Origin of the sequence: Algivirga pacifica (assembly GCF_039543525.1) — a bacterium.
In the GTDB taxonomy this organism is placed as follows: domain Bacteria; phylum Bacteroidota; class Bacteroidia; order Cytophagales; family Flammeovirgaceae; genus Algivirga; species Algivirga pacifica.
This window is the reverse complement of the sequence record NZ_BAABJX010000039.1, coordinates 16,443-33,168: the sequence shown is the minus strand read 5'-3', so window position 1 is coordinate 33,168 and position 16,726 is coordinate 16,443. Positions and strand designations below refer to the sequence as shown.

The following is a 16,726-nucleotide window of genomic DNA, read 5'->3' as shown; positions in this document are numbered from 1 at the left end:
TATTAACTCTTGTATAGTAAGAATTAGTATCCTTATATTAATCCTTATCAAACCCCTATTCACTACAACCCTATTAAATATCTATGGAAAAACTATTTCGCCTGATCTACACCAGTGCTCGTACCCCTCAATGTGATCAACTGGAAATCGAGAAAATCCTGAATACCTGTCAAAGCAACAATGCCAAGAAAAACATCACTGGACTACTAATCCACACCAATAAACGTTTCTTTCAATGTCTGGAAGGAAACAAAGAAGATGTCATGGAATTGTATGAGCATATTAAAAAAGACAAAAGACACGGAGGGGCTATGATGAGACACTCCGGCCCCATTAAAGAGAGAGCTTTTACTGAATGGAGTATGGCCTATAAGGACTTGGACCACGTAGATTTATTATCGGAATCGGAATACTCGAATCTACATAAGGATATAGAAGACTTAATGCTAGGCAGGGGGCCTCTAAACTCCGATGAAGGAATGAGTATTTTGCGTCGTTTTTTACTAGTCAATATATAAGAAAAAACATGAGTGACTCATGTTGTTGAGGCGGCTTACGCCGCTGGTTGAGTAGCACTGCGTGCTGTTGAGAGGAGCTTCGCTCCGTTGAGATTTAGCTACATTATAAACAAAGGCTCAACTCACCGAAGGTGAAACTCAACAGCACGCAGTGCTACTCAACCAGCGGCGTAAGCCGCCTCAACTGTCGGTTGTTTAATTAAACGATAAGCGATAACCAATAAACTAACATCATACTACAACTTCAATCTTAACTACTATAGTTACTTCTTATTGGTGCTCCTGAATACTTGCAGCATCATAGGTTAGTTCTCCATCGATGTAGGTTTGTACCACTTCAAAGTCATTATCCAGTAAGACCAAATCCGCTTTGTAGCCTGCTTCTATCTTTCCTATTCCCTCCATTCCCAAACTCTTCGCCTGATTATATGAAGTAGTCTTCACTAGCTTCTCTAGAGGGATACCAGTCAACTGATAAATATTTCTTAGACCTACATTAAACTTCAAGGTACTTCCTGCTAAGTTACCACTATCCAATGTTGCCACTCCTTCTTGCACATTTACAGCCAGACCACCAATATCATATCGACCATCTTCCAGTCCGGATGCTTCCATAGAATCGGTAATCAACATAAGGTTATCGATATCTTGCACCTTAAAGATCAACTGTATCATCTCTGGAGACAGATGGATCTTATCACAAATAAGCTCCAGTTTAAGATCACTCTCCATAATACCAGCACCTACCAATCCTATTTCACGGTGGTGCAAAGGTGTCATTTGATTACAGTAATGTGTTAGGTGGCGCAATCCATTACGCTTTGCCGACTTCAACTGATGGTAAGTGGCAGCAGTATGGGCAGCGGAGCACATAATACCCTGCTTAGACATATCATGAACAAACTCCATTGCCCCCTGTTTCTCTACTGCCAGCGAAACAACGCTGATGTTATATAAATTATTCAGAGCTTCAATTTCCTGAGTGTTGGGTAAACGAATAAAGGCCGGATTCTGTGCTCCTGCACAATTTTCATTAATGTACGGTCCTTCGATATGCACTCCTGGTACTTTTGCATATGCCCTATTCTCCGCATAATCTGCCACAGCCCTCATTGCCTTTTGCAAATCTTCAAAAGGGGCAGTCAAGGTAGTAGGCAAAAAAGACGTTACCCCTTCACTTATCTTTCCCTTCGCAATTTTACGAATAGCCTCTTCCTCTCCATGCATCACATCGGCACCCAACGTACCGTGTGTATGGATATCAAAAAAACCAGGCATTGCCATCAAACCCTCTCCATCAATCACCTCAGAAGTAAAAGGAGTTTCTTTTCCCGGTGCAAAAACCTTAATGATTATATCCCCATCTACCAAGATAGATGCTTTTGGCATATATACATCTGGAGAAACAACGGTGACATTTTTGATGAGCTTCATATATATGTGTGGTCTTTTCGATTGTGTTTGTTTATTGAACAAGGACGAGATGATGTAATTCCCATATTTGGTAGCACTAAATAACGAAAAAACCTTCAATAGTAGGTTCACTGAAAATAGTGACATTTCACTTCTCAGAGTGGAAATACCCAAAAAGCAGGAGTCTGCTTTTCAAATCACGTAACGGAAAACAGGGAAGTGGGAGCTTAGTGGTTGAACGCATACAATGGATCAACGAAATTGTTATAATTAAGAATTAATAATGAAGAATGAGGAATTATTAATTACTCTTCATTTTTAATTCTTAATTCTTCATTAAAAAAAGCCTTGGTATTGCTACCAAGGCTTTTCGCATATCTATACTGTACGGATCAACCACCGAAGTCGTCAAACAATACATTTTCTGGTGGAACACCGAAGTCTTCACACATTTTCACTACTGCTGCGTTCATCATTGGAGGACCACAGAAGTAGAATTCTACTTCTTCTGGTTCAGCATGCTGCCCCAAGTAGTTATCGATCAATGCCTGGTGTACGAAACCTAGGAATCCATCACCTTCTGCGTCGTGCATGTCTTTCTTCACCTTCCAGTTATCTTCTGGCAATGGCTCTGAAAGTACCATGTAGAACTTGAAGTTAGGGAATTCTTTCTCGATATTCTGGAAGTCTTCGATATAGAATAGCTCTCTTTTCGAACGACCACCATACCAGAATGTTACGTTTCTACCTGACTTCAACGTGTGGAACAGGTGGAATAGGTGCGATCTCATTGGCGCCATACCAGCACCACCACCTACGTAAATCATTTCCTTGTCCGTATCTTTGATAAAGAATTCTCCGTAAGGACCAGAGATCGTTACTTTATCACCCGGCTTTCTTGAGAATACGTAAGAAGAACAGATACCTGGATTTACATCCATCCAATTGTTCTTAGCTCTATCCCAAGGTGGCGTAGCGATACGAATGTTCAACATGATGATATCACCTTCTGCAGGGTGGTTGGCCATAGAGTAAGCTCTAAAGATAGGCTCATCGTTCTTCATCTTCAGATCCCAAAGACCGAACTTGTCCCACTCTTGTTGATACTCATCAGGCTTCTTACCCATACGAGGGTGAGCTGTAATATCAATATCCTTGAAATCAACCTCGATCGCAGGAACGTCAATTTGGATGTAACCACCTGCTTGGAAGTCTAGTGTTTCTCCTTCTGGAAGTTTCACAACGAACTCTTTAATGAAAGAAGCTACGTTATAGTTAGAAACGACCTCACACTCCCACTTCTTGATACCGAAGATTTCTTCCGGAATCTCGACATGCATGTCTTGTTTCACCTTCACCTGACAAGCAAGTCTTACTTTTTCCTGCTGCTCAGTTCTGCTCAGGTGCCCAACCTCTGTTGGCAATACGTCGCCACCACCATCAGTCACCTTACACTTACACATGGCACAGGTACCACCTCCACCACAAGCAGAAGGCAAAAAGATCTTCTCCGCAGAGAGAGTGGTAAGCAGAGTACCGCCTGCAGAAACCTCTACCTCTCTTTCTCCGTTGATCAGTAGTTTCACCGGTCCGCTTTGCACCAATTTCTTTTGTGCAAATAGAAGGATGAACACCAACAACAGGATAATCGCGGTAAAGGCTACAATCGCTGCACCTACTACTACAAATTGAATATCCATTTTGACCTTAATTGATGTTTATAAAATTATATAAATCCAATATTTTGCTGCAAATATAAAACACTTCCGTCCCGAATGAAAGTATTTTTATCAGTTTGAATTGGGAAATTCCAATATATTCGCTAAAAAAAGCATGGAATATACTCATTTCCAAGAAAGTAAGATTCTTACACAGAACACCTTTTATTCTGCTTTTGTAACACCTATAACTATAGGTATCCAAGAATGTTTTTCGTCTTTTACCTCTTCTCTTTTGATAACATGACCAAAGTCACCAATTCATTGATATTTTACTCCGTGTTGGTTGCCTGAGTATTACTCTTTTTCAAACTTTCAATCTAAGCACGGAGCCATTTCAACAACTCCTGATAACTGATTTTTTTTCCATGTACCAAGATACCTATACGGTAAATTTTGGACGCAATGACCGTAACCCCAAAAAAGAAGATAAGCAATAGTGCCATGGACACTAAAATTTGCCAATCATAACCAAGCATAGGAACTCGAATCATCATTGCCACAGGGGAAGTCAATGGGATCATGGATAGCCATACCGCCAAATCACCTTCCGGAGCCACCATAATACTTCCTGACAGCGCAATAGATAGGACCAACGGCATACTTACAGGTAACAAAAATTGCTGTGTATCCGTATCTGCATCCACAGCAGCTCCTATAGCTGCAAAAAGAGCGGCATAACTCAGGTACCCAATCAAAAAGTAGAAAATAAAGCATCCTCCCAAGAGCATAAAATCAATCTGTGCAATAGATTGTATTAACTGAGACCACTCGGTACCTGCCACTGTCCCTGCCACAACCGCAGAAGAAGTTGTTACCTCTGAAGGATCTATTCCAAGAAACAAGGTAACTCCTAAAGATAATGATGTGATCAAAACAATCCATATCCCTATTTGCGTGAGTCCAACTGCAGCAATCCCCAAAACCTTGCCCATCATCAGTTCCAGAGGACGTACACTACAGATCATTACTTCAATAATTCTGTTTTGCTTCTCTTCCATCACTCCCTTCATTACCTGTACACTATACATAAAGATAAATAGGTAGACTACTAATCCTCCCAAAAAACCAACAACAGAAACCAACTCATCCTCCGAGGCAGCGTTCCCCTCTTTTGTCAGGTCAATCACCATCATCGTATAATCTTCTTCCAGTCCCTCCACTTCCCTTTCCGACAATCCTGCTCGCTTTAGCTTAATCCGGCGTATTGACTTGTTGACTTCTTCTTGAATATGCGCCAATACCTGATTATTCAGTTTGCTACCACAGTATAACCGAACAATAGGTAATCCAGCCTCCTGACGTTTGGATACTACATGCAAGATCGCATCGTAATATAACTCTCCCATGCCTTGCTTCTGCTGCTGAAACTCTTCTTGATTAATTCGGAAGTAATGCCCTTGAGATGTTGTATTTCCAAAAGCCTTGTAGAGTAAACCTTCTTCATCATAAATCGCAATCTGCTGAGGGCCATTAGCTGTAACAGCACTCCAGATAATGATAGCATAAAAGCCCGCCACCAAGAGAGGTCCCAGTATAGACATAATCAGGAACGATCGTTTTCTAACTCTAGTGATGTATTCTCTCTGAATAATTAAAAAAACATTCATGGTTAAAGTAAGAGGTATAATAAGGTAATAGGTATAAAGTAAGAGGTATAAGGTGAAAGGTACGGGCGCCCCCATGTGGTCACCCAACGAAAACCTCATTCTTCATTTCTCATTCTTCATTAAAAAGCGTTGCTTTCATAAAAATCTCCTGCATACTGGGAATACGCTCTTCAAAACGGGTGATTTCTACTTGGGAAGCGACATTTAACAAAAGTTCTGAAGTAGATACCTCTTCCAAAGACAAGGTATACTGCTTTCCGGTCACAATATCGACCTCTTTCAAGACTTTTACGGGTATTCCTTCCCAACGAATAGGGGTCTTGGACTCCAACAGGTATTGATTTTCCTTAAACTGCTCCTTGATATGACTTACCTCCCCTTCTAACACTTTATTAGACTGATGCAACAACACCACATACTGGCATAGTTCTTCGACCGATTCCATACGGTGGGTAGATAGGATAATCGTCGCACCCTCCTGATGCAATCGAAGGATTTCTTTCTTAATCATCTCTGCATTGATGGGGTCGAAGCCAGAGAATGGCTCGTCCAACACAATCAATCGGGGTTGGTGCAAAACCGTTGCGATAAACTGTATTTTCTGCTGCATTCCTTTAGAAAGACTCTCGACATAGGTATTCTCCCATTGCTCTATCTTGAGTCTCTTTAGCCAGAAGGCAATACGCTGCAATGCTTCCTTCTGTTGAAGTCCTTTAAGGCGGCCAAGGTATAATAACTGTTCCTTTACCTTCATCTTACGGTAAAGCCCTCTTTCTTCCGGCAAATACCCCATAAGAAATGCATCTTCCTTTTTCAAGTTCCGACCATCAATATACACTTCCCCTTCATCTGGTAGGTAAATTTGGTTTAGGATACGAATCAAGGAAGTTTTTCCGGCTCCATTAGGTCCTAACAAACCGACGATACTTCCTGAGGGCACTTTAAAAGTAACTTGATTCAAAGCGGTATGCCCTTGAAAACACTTTGTCAATCCTTTTACCTCAATCATAAAAATCCATCAGCATAACAATGTTTACTTTCACATAACCTATTGTATAATCAATAGCCGTAAACACTAGTAAATATTTGTAAAAATAGCAGTCGCAATACGCACTGTAAGTTTTTCTCAATTTATACGCAAAAACGGAAGTCTATTGACATATTTCCAAATATATACCCTCTTTTGAAGCAATCTATTAACAACCTTCCCTTATCAATTAAATCCAAAGAGAAACTTAAAATCCTTATAATCAACCTCTTTAATTAACAATCAATAAGACTCTTTATAAAAAAATAAGTATATTTAAGTACAGACAATCCTGTAAATGAACTATTATTATTTCCGGTTAAACTTGTCATGCAGGTTTAGTAGACATTTTTAACCCTACCAATAGCCAACTAACATTTTCACAACCTTTCTTACATAAGGAAGCTTGTGTATACCCAAAAAATATCCGCTATGAGAAGTTTTAAAAAACGTAAGGAGAAAAAACCAAAGGTTAATTCTGAACTGGAAGGCTTTGACATTCGTATCAATGCTTCCGGAGAAATCGAAAGTACTTACTCCATTGATGAACTGAATCGATTCCTGGATAGAACTGTTGTTGACAAAAAGCTCAAGGATCGTGATGATCTAGATGTATTAAGGGAAGACGAGGAGGACGACACGGATCATCCTTAAACTCAGAAAAAAGAAAAGCCTCATCTAAATGAGGCTTTTTTAATGTTTTTTAGATTGATGTATAAGTCTGATTGATAAGATAGACCGGTATCGGCACACGCGGTTCAACATCTGTTAACTAATTTCAACCAACTCTTACAAAATCCGTCCGATTAGAATCTAAAAAATACAAGAGGTCACTGCGATGTTAATAGATATAAATAGAAGCAACAACTCCCTTACTGTATTTTTTTAAAAAAAGTACAATTTATACTATATATAATATAATTTTTAGTAAATTATACGTCTTTTCTATCGACTGTTTCCACTTCAACAGGTATTTCTGACTGTATTTGTCCTTCTCTCTCCTGCTTATCTTCTTGGTTTTCATCTTCCTCTCCATGAAGGAAAATCATCAGTTGTTCCAGTCCATTTAAATAAAAGGACAAAACCAATATGGTTAAGTGCATATTGAAGAAGAAATAAGAAACCAGGGACATGATACCAAAGAACACCAAATAAAATAAAGTATCTCTGGTCAGCTCTAACAAGAAGTGATCAGTCGAAAGCTTTCTCTCTAAAAAGGTCGTCACTGGATCTTTATAAACAATCGCCTTATAAGAAGCAAAAGCAAATCCGATAAACATAAATAGCAAGAAAGCATAAGTGATGCGGTTATCTCCATTCTCTAGAGCCAGAAAAGCATTGACCAAAATAAGAGGTCCTGGTTGCTTACCATAAATCGTTCTATGGATATCCAGGTTCTCAAAGTCTCCCAAAACAATGACCTTATCTTTAACAATCTTGGCAAAACGCTTATCTGAAATATTAATTACTTCAGACAAGTGCATATAAGGATACCTGAGAGAATCTACCTTATTGAATAGATCATTTTTACGGATAGGGTGTTCAATGATATAAGCATTGAGTATTGGATAGCCTCCCAGGGAATTAAAAAAGAGTCCATGCTCCAATGTATCCTGATGAATCTCCTCATACATACGCAAAGGAGTTGTTTTAAGGCTATCTCCTTGAATAAGGTGATACTTCAACACTAGATCATCCTGATTGCTTCTCAACTGGCTCTCCATATCAGACAACCCTAGAGGAATTCCTTTAAAGATAGGATAGCGGGGCTTATTATCAGCTCCCTTGTGATAAGAGACTAACCCTTTCTTAAGCTTGGGCAACTCCGCTGCCAATACAGAATCGTTGGCCGTAGGCATATAGAACTGTATATCCATCAACAACAATTCATGAGCATTGGTACGATTGATCTTCTGAACAAACTTCCCTAATGAATTACGGTCGGTGATATCAATCTTTCCTATCTCCCAACCGTACTCATCCAATTTAGGAATAAGATCCTTTTCCCAAGCGCAGTTGATAAACAAGAAGCGTTCTTTAGGAGGCTTTTCTTCGACCTTAAAAAGCGTATTCTTCATAATAGAAGTCATCTCAATAAGCGTCACCTCATCTCCCAAAGCAAATGGCAAGCGATTATAAAAAAGAACAGCTACAATTAAGAATACGGCATGGAAAGACGTAATCCCCCATAATAGCCATTTTTTTTCTTGTAGTTTATGAATAAGTTTTTTCATGATAAAGTTTGTTTATCGGTTATCGGTTATTGTTTATCGTTTAATTCAACTGAGCATTAAACCATAAGCAATAACCAATAAACAAAAAATATAATAGCACTTATCGCTCATCCTTAATTGAGCTTACTGTGCTGTCGATACCATTCCGAAAAATGTCCGTAATCCAGGTTTCCATAGACGCGAGTAAAGAAGTCATAGATCTCACGCTGTACAGCCCCTTGACTTACTTTATCACTTTGTTTTGCATGTACACGTTCAATAATTTCCACCTGCTTCAAGGCTCTTTGCTCATCAATAAAACGTAAACACACTGTAGCGTCTACCTGAGGCAAGGCCGTATCTACCAGCCAATACTCAAGAATAAAGTTATTCGCCACTCTCTCGTCATTATCAAAATGCTTTGCCAGATCAAACAAAATGCTGTTATCTGCATTGCTCTCCAGCTTCAGTACCTGCTCAAAACCATCTACATTCTTGATCAGGTTCATATACCCTACTCCACTACTCAATTGATACTGTTCCAGATCAAAATGAAGAGTCAATTTAGTTCCCAACACGGAGAAAGGCTCTTCCGTAAAGTAATCATGTAGATTATGGATAGGAGCAAACTGGGAGCTACGCGTACTCAACTGTGCATTTTTCACATTGAAGGGGTTCAGCACCTCATTTAATACTGCCACAAACTCACTGTCGTGAGAAGCAACATCCGAGTTCAGCTGCAACATTTTCTTGACACCATTATCATCAATCACAACAGCCTTTGCCTGCTTATCCAGAAATGACAACTGTTCATGAGCTGCAATCTCATCCCCTTCTTGAATTAAGACACCCGTTCTCTTGATCTTGATATCGCCTTTAACATGCAAAACATAGACAGTATCATCATCTTGTACAGCCACAGGTTCCAAAGCGTTTGCAGCTGCCATCATACTGCTCCATATCGCCACCACTACCAATAGCCACTGAGCATGAAAAAACATTTTCCGCATAGTTATTCTCATTGTTAATTATAATTAGTTCTCGCTTAGCCGTTTACTATAACTCTTCAAATTAAACCTGTAGACACCGGGCTTATTACTTATCGGTTATCCTTTCACTAACGTTGAGTATTTATTCAACCTTAGTGAACACCATTACCCTTGCAGGTCAAAGCTTTTAGTCAACCAATCTTCCATCACCTTCCAGTCTGTCTGTCCATATGCCTGATAGACAAATAGTAAAAACTCATTTTTGAGTTCTTTTGCCGTCATTTCTTTTCCTTCCTTCTCATAATATCCCCTGAGCATCTCCAACTCTTTTTGTAGTTTCCCTGGGCTTACGAATAGCAGGTTTGCTGATGCATACTTGATGGAATACTTCGTTACACGATTCGTATAATAAACCTCAGCAGGGTACGTCTTTCCTGAAGGAAATAATACCTGACGAACCAAGGTCAACTGATTATTCTGAAGAGGTAAGATTTTCTGTACCGGTTTCCCGTCAATTTCATAACGGAAAACATATACTTTATGTTGTTCCTCTGGATATACATCTGGAGCGAGTTGCATCTGTAGCGTATCCCCTAATACCATGAAAGTTCCTTCTCCAAAAAAATCCGTAAAACTTCTCACTTCTGACACGGCATCTGCCGCTCTGGAGCTCAAGGAGATATTTACTTTATCAGGCATAAGCTCCTTGACAATCTGCACAAACTCACTATCACCTTCTTTTCCTTGCTGAGGTGTCAATACGGCACGTACTCCCTCATCATTCACTATCATTACTTTAGCAGATGGTGTGGCAAATCTTAGCTTTTGTGTTTCCTGAATTTCTTCTCCCAACTCTAAAAGTGTATTGGAGGGCATTTTGAAAACTTCTCCCTGCATATGCAAGACTTCAACCTTACTCCCCTGTGCATTTACCTTACCTGCCCAAACGAGCAATACAAGCAACGTTATTCTAAATATAGCCAATCTCATATTTCCGATTAATTATAGTTTCTACATTACTATTTCTCCTAAAATAATTTCAGCAACCTTCTCTGCGGATTCCATAGCTCCGTGAATACTGGCTGCATGTCCTTCTGTGTTAGTTGCTTCTCCAGCAAAAAACAAGGTATCACCTAAAGGCTCTGCCAAAACCTCCCTCATCCCTTCACTGTATGGGGCCGCAAAAGAATAAGCGCCTTTACTGTAAGGGTCTGCTCCCCAATCCTTGACAACCAACTCCTGCAGATGGTCAATCAAATGTTCTATTCCAAACATTTCCTGCAACTCTGCACACAATGCTTCGGACAGTTTCTCCTGACTCCAGCCCTGTACGTGTGCGGCCTTCTCTCCCATCAAATAAGCAACCAGTACGTTTTCTGTACTTTGCTCCCCTACCCAATAGTCCGTACACAACTCACCCCCAAGGACTTCCTGCATTTCATCATCCCACCAAGCCGTATCAAAACGCATCACCATTTTCATACCAATATCATTTCCAATTCGATCAATCGCCTCTCTCTTGGAGGGGGACAAAGGAGGATTAAAACCAATATCAGCAGCCTTCAGTACCCCAATAGGCACCGTAAGCACTACCTTATCAGCTTCCCATTCCTTGGAATGATGATCTAGCACACGTACCTTTTTTGATGAATAATCAATTCCCTTGACTACTGTTTTCAAATGTATACATCCTTTCAAGCGCTCTTCAAAATAAGTACATACCTGTGAAAAGGGTTGTTGGATATAATAATCGATATCACCGGAATGCCATTGTTGTTCCTCTAAGCTTAACGCTTTCATGCCTAACCGATCAGCAGATGTACCATATTCAGCTGCCAATGCCTGTAAGAGGTTACGTAAATCATTTCCATAGAAAGGCCTGCGATGAAAATACCTATCCATAGATATTTCGGTTTCTACCCCCTCAATCATCGCCTTATCCCATTGCCGATAGAAACTTTGTAGTCGATCTTCTTGCCTGATATCTTTCTTTTGAAGAAGCTTTCGGTTGAACCAATAATATACATCTCCGTGATAAGGGCGCATGGGAATCTGCAGATACTGTAGCATTTCTGCCAAAGACGATTTCCTGCCATGAACCTGCTCTGCTCCCAACTCCAAAAAATGGTCCTCCCGCTGCTCAGTCCGTATCCGTCCACCAATACGGTCCCTTGCTTCCAACACTGTTACTTCTATCCCTTGCTCTTGCAGAATATGTGCAAGGTATAAACCACTAACTCCTGCTCCAACAATAAGTACATGCATAAGGAACTTTGATTATAATGTTGTCAAAAGGTTACAATCGAACGAAATTACTACAAATATGTCTATAAAATCTTTATTCGAGATAATTTATCCAATGAATATTTCTATGATGTAGTAATTAGGTTTGAAGCCGTTATCGTCTTTATCAGTTATCAGTTATCAGTTATCAGTTATCAGTTATCAGTTATCAGTTATCAGTTATCAGTTATCAGTTATCAGTTATCAGTTATCAGTTATCAGTTATCAGTTATCAGTTATCAGTTATCAGTTAAGAAAATTATTTTAACCCTAAACGACATACAATACCCTATCGGTATTTTTTCAACATTTTTTTAAACGATAAGCGATAAGCAATAACCGATAAACACTTTTTCAACAGCGGCATTACTTATTACAACGCTACATACAGAAAGCAAAAAAGGGTTTCCAAATTATCTTGGAAACCCTTTTAACACCGTATTGCTACGGCTTATGCCACTTATGATTAGTGCTTAGAAAGGTACTCTGCAACACCTTCTCTAGTTGCTTTCATTGCTTCTTTACCTTCTTCCCAGTTTGCAGGACAAACCTCACCGTGCTCCTCAGTGTACTGAAGTGCCTCTACGATTCTCAATGTATCATCAATGTTTCTACCCAATGGAAGATCGTTGATGTACATATGTCTGATTAGACCTTTCTTGTCAATTACGAAAGTACCTCTCAAAGCTACAGGAGCTCCTTCGAATGCAAGCTCTCCAGTTTCTTCGTCCATTGTGTACTCACCAGCCAATACGTCGAAGTTTTGAGCGATTGTTTTAGCAGTATCTGCTACGATTGGATAAGTAACTCCCTCGATACCACCGTTTGCTTTTGGTGTAGACAACCAAGCCAGGTGAGACTCTTCTGTATCAGTAGAACATCCTACTACTTTCACACCTCTTTTCTCGAACTCCGCCAATTTCTCCTGGAAAGCAAGAATCTCTGTAGGACAAACGAATGTGAAATCTTTTGGGTAGAAGAAGAATACTACTTCGTTCTTACCGATATACTGCTCCAAAGAGAAGTCTTCTACGATTTCGTCTCCGTTGATAACTGCAGGTGCAGAGAACAATGGTGCTGGCTTATTGATCAATGACATAATATATATTTTTGATTAAATGAATAATGATTTTACTTTTTAGAGTGTGTTTCCTTTTGAACACAGTGCAAAGTAAATAGATTCTATGCTTATTCCCCAATAAGAGTTTCTTATAACCCAATAAGAAAACACTATAACCTTATAAAGGAAATACTCACTATATTATTTTTCAAGCAATTAGAGAGAAAACGGTAATATTCCATATTCTTCATACAATATCTCTTTTCCATCAACGTACTTCTAATACAAACCGACTAAAATGGTCTTTAGCAATTTAGCTTAAGCTGACCAAAACCATGAAAAAAGGCAGTAATTTCTTACTGCCACTTTCTTCTCTCCAATAACATTTATTAAAAGTGTTCTATTCTCACTATATTTAACCCAAAAGCTGATTGAATCACAATATTTAAAGCAATCCGTTTTATGGTAATTGTGTTTCATCAAGCCAGTACACTTCAACACAAAAAAACATGACAAAAGGAAGAACTTTCAGAATCCCTACCGTAAAATTCGACCTTGAAAACGGGTATTTCTCTATCAAGGGCCGCTCTACTCCAGAGAATGCCAAAGAGTTTTATGAGCCTTATATCCAACAAATCAAGGACTACATTGAGAGCCCTTGTGAAGCTACTGTATTTGACGTATTTCTGGAGCATATCAATACCAGTACACAAAAGTGCCTTTTTGAGATATTCCGTCTCCTAGAGCAAATCCCTAATGAGGAACGTAGCATCGTCCTGAACTGGTACTTTGAGGAACAAGACGAGGATATGCAAGAATACGGAGAAGACTTCAAAGAGGTAGTCGACATCCCAGTGGACCTTATCAAAGTACCGGACCCCGGGTTTGAGGAAGAGGACTATGAGCCATTATTGGACTAAGTTCCTGCTCACTATGTTTCATTGCGCTTTGCTCGTTCATCATGTTTAGGTGTTTTAAGGTACAGCAAAAACTTATGAAACACCTGTCTTATTTAATGAAGAATTAAGAATGAAGAATTCTTAATTAAATTCCTCATTCTTAATTTTTCATTCTTAATTCTTCATTTTTCACTCTTCATTCCTCTACTCCCCTTCGATCATCACTTTAAAATATCGCTGTCGACGTCCGTCAGAAAGTTTTAACATCACCGTTCCTGTAGGCCAAGTCAATCGATACTGCATAATCGCTCTTTCAAGCTCTCTTTTACTACCATACCTTGAAAGCAACTGTCTTCCCAATAAATCACTCACTTCCATATAATACTCCTTTCCCTCTGGAATCCTTAAGTATACCTGTTCTTTAACGGGATTGGGGTAGATACTCCAATCTTCCACAGACCATTCACCACCTACAACACGTACGACCGGACTATAACGTAGTGTTCCATTATCCTGAAGGGCTACGGCTCGGTAATAATTAACCCTACGCATCCTTTTACAATTAGAGTAATAATAATCCCTTTTCCCTTCTTTCATTTTCTGAGGATTTCCTACTGTCTCAAAATCATACCCATCAGCACTAATCTGTAATTCTAAGACTCCCTCCTTTGTATCAGCCAACTCAAAATAAAGCTCATCACAACCATCTTTCACTTTCCCTTCCACTGATAACCACTGTAAAGGCAAGGCTACAATTTGTGGTTTCTCCAATACCTGAATACTAAGGTTGGTTTCGTTCAGCAAGGTACTATCTCTCCCACAATACATAATTTTCGCCTGATAAATCCCTTGCTTTGAGATATTCACCCCTATCGTCATTTCCTCCCACCCAGAAGACTCCAATACCTTTTCTCCTTTATGAACAGTAATGATTGAATCAGCCCCTATCACCTTAAGTTGGGTAATTTCCAACGGCACCTGCCCATAATTATGTAGTTGCAGTATAAATTCTGTATTCCGTGGGCTCACAGTATATGTCTGTACAAGGGTATCTTTTTCCGTCAAAGGCATCACTACTTGAGGAGAATAAACCGACAAATGTCCATTCCTAATGACATCATCTACATAGATATCATCTAAATTAAGTCGTACCCCATGAGTCATCCTTACTCTGAAGCGTATAGGTCCTCGTTGATTGACCTCAAAAATGGCGGTTTGAAATTGAGCAGCCATAGACTGAACGGTATCTCCTAACACCTCCCAATGTTGCCCTTGATCAGTAGATACCTCCAGTACCCAAAATGCCGTAGGATCTCGATAATAAGCAGCATGTTGTATGCAGAGCCTACCCACTTCCCCTTCCAAATCAAACTGCATTTCTGCTTTTCCGGAAGCCCTCATACGAATACTTCTCTTCCCATGAAAAGTATCATAACGATTGGCCGTAAATACGCCTGCCTCTTCAAAATACCAGGGGCCACTGCCAAAGGTCTCTCCTCCTTGTGTATAGCTATTCTTAAAATTCCCCTCAAAATTTTCCAGTAACTGCTTCTCTACTTTTTTTCCAAAAAAATACGTATCCACTACCTTCCATTCCCCCCTCTGAAAGACCAATAAGTAAAATAAATAATCCTCTTCCTTGGATAATCCTTCTATCCGGACTCCTTCATCTCTTCGTACGGTGGTCTCCTGCCAATACAATACATGAGCATTTCCAATCATCTCTCCTCTCCCATACATTGTATTAGAGGTATACACTAGGCGTTCCGGATGAAACTCAAGAGGCAATCCCTTAGTTCCTAGCAACATATAATAAGAAGCACAAGATGAATCACTCCAATCAACCTGCAGACTGCTATCTGTCTGTTCTATTATTTGTAATTCCTGTGAAGAAGCTACCCCACAATCCAGTGTGACATACAAAGATGATGAGGATTGGGAAAGTACTTGGTTCTCCTGATAAGTATAGGAGGTTAATAAATAAGTCTCCCCAGCTTGTAGTCCATATATTGTATCTTGTAACAATGCTTCTCCTCCTATAGCCACCACATGTCCATTACCGATAGCACTCCCTTCTTTCCATCTGTCACTAGCCTCTAATGCCTTCCAGCAAGGCACCTCTCCGTCCCACAGTGCTTCACTTAAAACCAGTAACATTTGTTTTGTGGTATCTGCCGATGCTACAGAATAAGCGATACGGTTATGATCCAATGCATACGCCTGTAACAAGTTAGGAGCAGGGACATTTCTCACACATCCCTTAGGCTCTCCCATCAGTTGAATATCATCCAAACACCATATTTCATTATCCTGATCCGTTTGTAGTTCAAAACGTACCCAAAGTGTATTCCAATCAGAAGGAATATCAAAAGAATAACGAGATACAGGGGCTATATCATTTAAGATCACTTGCTGCCCTGCAACGGTAGAGAATGTCTTTTCTGCACCTTGTACAATACCATAATTAATATTCGAACGGCTATCAGGAGCCTGTATCGTTAAGGTCGGATGACCACTTAAGTCTTTCTCATCTCCAACTACCCATACCCTAACGTGATCTCCAGCATCAACACCATTCAGTACTGTTTGGCTTATTGCTGCCAAAGCGAAAGAAAACACATGGTACTGGCTTCCTTCCAATGAAAAAGCCTCAAGGGATACTTTTACCATTTGATTGCTTACTTGCAAGGAATATTGCCCTGCCGCTATACGACAATGCTCCTGATAGACCGAAGGTTTACCAATAAAGCCTCCCTCTATACTAGAAGGAAGGGTATTAGCCGTATACTCCCAGCCTTCTCCCTCAAAAGATTGTTGCGTGATTATTTCTTGAGAAAAGGCTATGGTAGGCGTTAGCAATATCAATAGTAAATATCGAAGACACATATATTTAAAAGGTTTATGAGTAATTGGTTTTACATTACTCCATAAAAGTCTTTCGCCTCATGGCAACTATATGGTCCCGGTGTTTACATGAGATAATATTTACACCCATT

Annotated in this window: 13 protein-coding genes; 3 read left to right on the top strand and 10 right to left on the bottom strand. The window is 39.7% G+C overall.

Annotation, left to right across the window (positions count from 1 at the left end; translation table 11 throughout):
- Nucleotides 1-83 precede the first annotated feature (83 nt).
- On the top strand, nucleotides 84-518 hold the full coding sequence (locus ABD985_RS13555; RefSeq protein WP_345372581.1) for a BLUF domain-containing protein: 435 nt from the start codon (nucleotides 84-86) through the stop codon (nucleotides 516-518).
- Between the two features lie 270 nt (nucleotides 519-788).
- On the opposite strand, the gene nagA is transcribed toward ABD985_RS13555, so the two are convergent.
- The 4 genes from nagA to ABD985_RS13535 form a co-directional block, all read right to left on the bottom strand.
- Nucleotides 789-1,952 carry an N-acetylglucosamine-6-phosphate deacetylase gene (nagA, locus tag ABD985_RS13550; protein WP_345372579.1) on the bottom strand — a complete coding sequence of 388 codons (1,164 nt, stop codon included), beginning with the start codon at nucleotides 1,950-1,952 and terminating at the stop codon, nucleotides 789-791.
- Between the two features lie 371 nt (nucleotides 1,953-2,323).
- Complete coding sequence (gene nqrF, locus ABD985_RS13545) at nucleotides 2,324-3,631, bottom strand: NADH:ubiquinone reductase (Na(+)-transporting) subunit F (protein WP_345372577.1); 1,308 nt, start codon at nucleotides 3,629-3,631, stop codon at nucleotides 2,324-2,326.
- A gap of 338 nt (nucleotides 3,632-3,969) precedes the next feature.
- Nucleotides 3,970-5,259, bottom strand: coding sequence for an ABC transporter permease (locus tag ABD985_RS13540; protein WP_345372575.1), 1,290 nt, complete (start codon nucleotides 5,257-5,259; stop codon nucleotides 3,970-3,972).
- 109 nt (nucleotides 5,260-5,368) lie between these two features.
- Nucleotides 5,369-6,268, bottom strand: coding sequence for an ABC transporter ATP-binding protein (locus tag ABD985_RS13535; RefSeq protein ID WP_345372573.1), 900 nt, complete (start codon nucleotides 6,266-6,268; stop codon nucleotides 5,369-5,371).
- Between the two features lie 450 nt (nucleotides 6,269-6,718).
- On the opposite strand from ABD985_RS13535, the gene ABD985_RS13530 reads away from it, so the two are divergent.
- The gene (locus tag ABD985_RS13530; protein WP_345372571.1) at nucleotides 6,719-6,940 is read left to right on the top strand and encodes a hypothetical protein; all 222 of its coding nucleotides are present in this window, start codon (nucleotides 6,719-6,721) and stop codon (nucleotides 6,938-6,940) included.
- 278 nt (nucleotides 6,941-7,218) lie between these two features.
- On the opposite strand, the gene ABD985_RS13525 is transcribed toward ABD985_RS13530, so the two are convergent.
- The 5 genes from ABD985_RS13525 to ABD985_RS13505 all read right to left on the bottom strand — a co-directional run bounded on the left by ABD985_RS13525 (nucleotide 7,219) and on the right by ABD985_RS13505 (nucleotide 12,870).
- Nucleotides 7,219-8,520 carry a hypothetical protein gene (locus ABD985_RS13525; RefSeq protein WP_345372569.1) on the bottom strand — a complete coding sequence of 434 codons (1,302 nt, stop codon included), beginning with the start codon at nucleotides 8,518-8,520 and terminating at the stop codon, nucleotides 7,219-7,221.
- A gap of 113 nt (nucleotides 8,521-8,633) precedes the next feature.
- Entirely contained in the window at nucleotides 8,634-9,509 is an 876-nt protein-coding gene (locus ABD985_RS13520; protein WP_345372568.1) for a hypothetical protein, read from the bottom strand.
- Nucleotides 9,510-9,653: 144 nt separating this feature from the next.
- Nucleotides 9,654-10,478 (bottom strand): hypothetical protein, encoded by an 825-nt coding sequence (locus ABD985_RS13515; RefSeq protein ID WP_345372566.1) that lies wholly within the window; start codon nucleotides 10,476-10,478, stop codon nucleotides 9,654-9,656.
- Nucleotides 10,479-10,499: 21 nt separating this feature from the next.
- On the bottom strand, nucleotides 10,500-11,753 hold the full coding sequence (locus ABD985_RS13510; protein WP_345372564.1) for a flavin monoamine oxidase family protein: 1,254 nt from the start codon (nucleotides 11,751-11,753) through the stop codon (nucleotides 10,500-10,502).
- Between the two features lie 484 nt (nucleotides 11,754-12,237).
- The gene (locus tag ABD985_RS13505) at nucleotides 12,238-12,870 is read right to left on the bottom strand and encodes a peroxiredoxin (protein ID WP_345372563.1); all 633 of its coding nucleotides are present in this window, start codon (nucleotides 12,868-12,870) and stop codon (nucleotides 12,238-12,240) included.
- 470 nt (nucleotides 12,871-13,340) lie between these two features.
- On the opposite strand from ABD985_RS13505, the gene ABD985_RS13500 reads away from it, so the two are divergent.
- Nucleotides 13,341-13,751, top strand: a complete 411-nt coding sequence (locus ABD985_RS13500; RefSeq protein WP_345372561.1) for a DUF1987 domain-containing protein — start codon at nucleotides 13,341-13,343, stop codon at nucleotides 13,749-13,751.
- A 183-nt stretch (nucleotides 13,752-13,934) separates the two neighbouring features.
- On the opposite strand, the gene ABD985_RS13495 is transcribed toward ABD985_RS13500, so the two are convergent.
- Nucleotides 13,935-16,616: a T9SS type A sorting domain-containing protein gene (locus ABD985_RS13495; protein WP_345372559.1), complete on the bottom strand. Its 2,682-nt coding sequence runs from the start codon at nucleotides 16,614-16,616 to the stop codon at nucleotides 13,935-13,937.
- Nucleotides 16,617-16,726: the final 110 nt, after the last annotated feature.

What these genes read in the sequence shown, in the direction of transcription:
- ABD985_RS13555 (WP_345372581.1), top strand. Translation starts at nt 84, where the DNA reads ATGGAAAAACTATTTCGCCTGATCTACACCAGTGCTCGTACCCCTCAA.
- nagA (WP_345372579.1), bottom strand. Translation starts at nt 1,952, where the DNA reads ATGAAGCTCATCAAAAATGTCACCGTTGTTTCTCCAGATGTATATATG.
- nqrF (WP_345372577.1), bottom strand. Translation starts at nt 3,631, where the DNA reads ATGGATATTCAATTTGTAGTAGTAGGTGCAGCGATTGTAGCCTTTACC.
- ABD985_RS13540 (WP_345372575.1), bottom strand. Translation starts at nt 5,259, where the DNA reads ATGAATGTTTTTTTAATTATTCAGAGAGAATACATCACTAGAGTTAGA.
- ABD985_RS13535 (WP_345372573.1), bottom strand. Translation starts at nt 6,268, where the DNA reads ATGATTGAGGTAAAAGGATTGACAAAGTGTTTTCAAGGGCATACCGCT.
- ABD985_RS13530 (WP_345372571.1), top strand. Translation starts at nt 6,719, where the DNA reads ATGAGAAGTTTTAAAAAACGTAAGGAGAAAAAACCAAAGGTTAATTCT.
- ABD985_RS13525 (WP_345372569.1), bottom strand. Translation starts at nt 8,520, where the DNA reads ATGAAAAAACTTATTCATAAACTACAAGAAAAAAAATGGCTATTATGG.
- ABD985_RS13520 (WP_345372568.1), bottom strand. Translation starts at nt 9,509, where the DNA reads ATGCGGAAAATGTTTTTTCATGCTCAGTGGCTATTGGTAGTGGTGGCG.
- ABD985_RS13515 (WP_345372566.1), bottom strand. Translation starts at nt 10,478, where the DNA reads ATGAGATTGGCTATATTTAGAATAACGTTGCTTGTATTGCTCGTTTGG.
- ABD985_RS13510 (WP_345372564.1), bottom strand. Translation starts at nt 11,753, where the DNA reads ATGCATGTACTTATTGTTGGAGCAGGAGTTAGTGGTTTATACCTTGCA.
- ABD985_RS13505 (WP_345372563.1), bottom strand. Translation starts at nt 12,870, where the DNA reads ATGTCATTGATCAATAAGCCAGCACCATTGTTCTCTGCACCTGCAGTT.
- ABD985_RS13500 (WP_345372561.1), top strand. Translation starts at nt 13,341, where the DNA reads ATGACAAAAGGAAGAACTTTCAGAATCCCTACCGTAAAATTCGACCTT.
- ABD985_RS13495 (WP_345372559.1), bottom strand. Translation starts at nt 16,616, where the DNA reads ATGTGTCTTCGATATTTACTATTGATATTGCTAACGCCTACCATAGCC.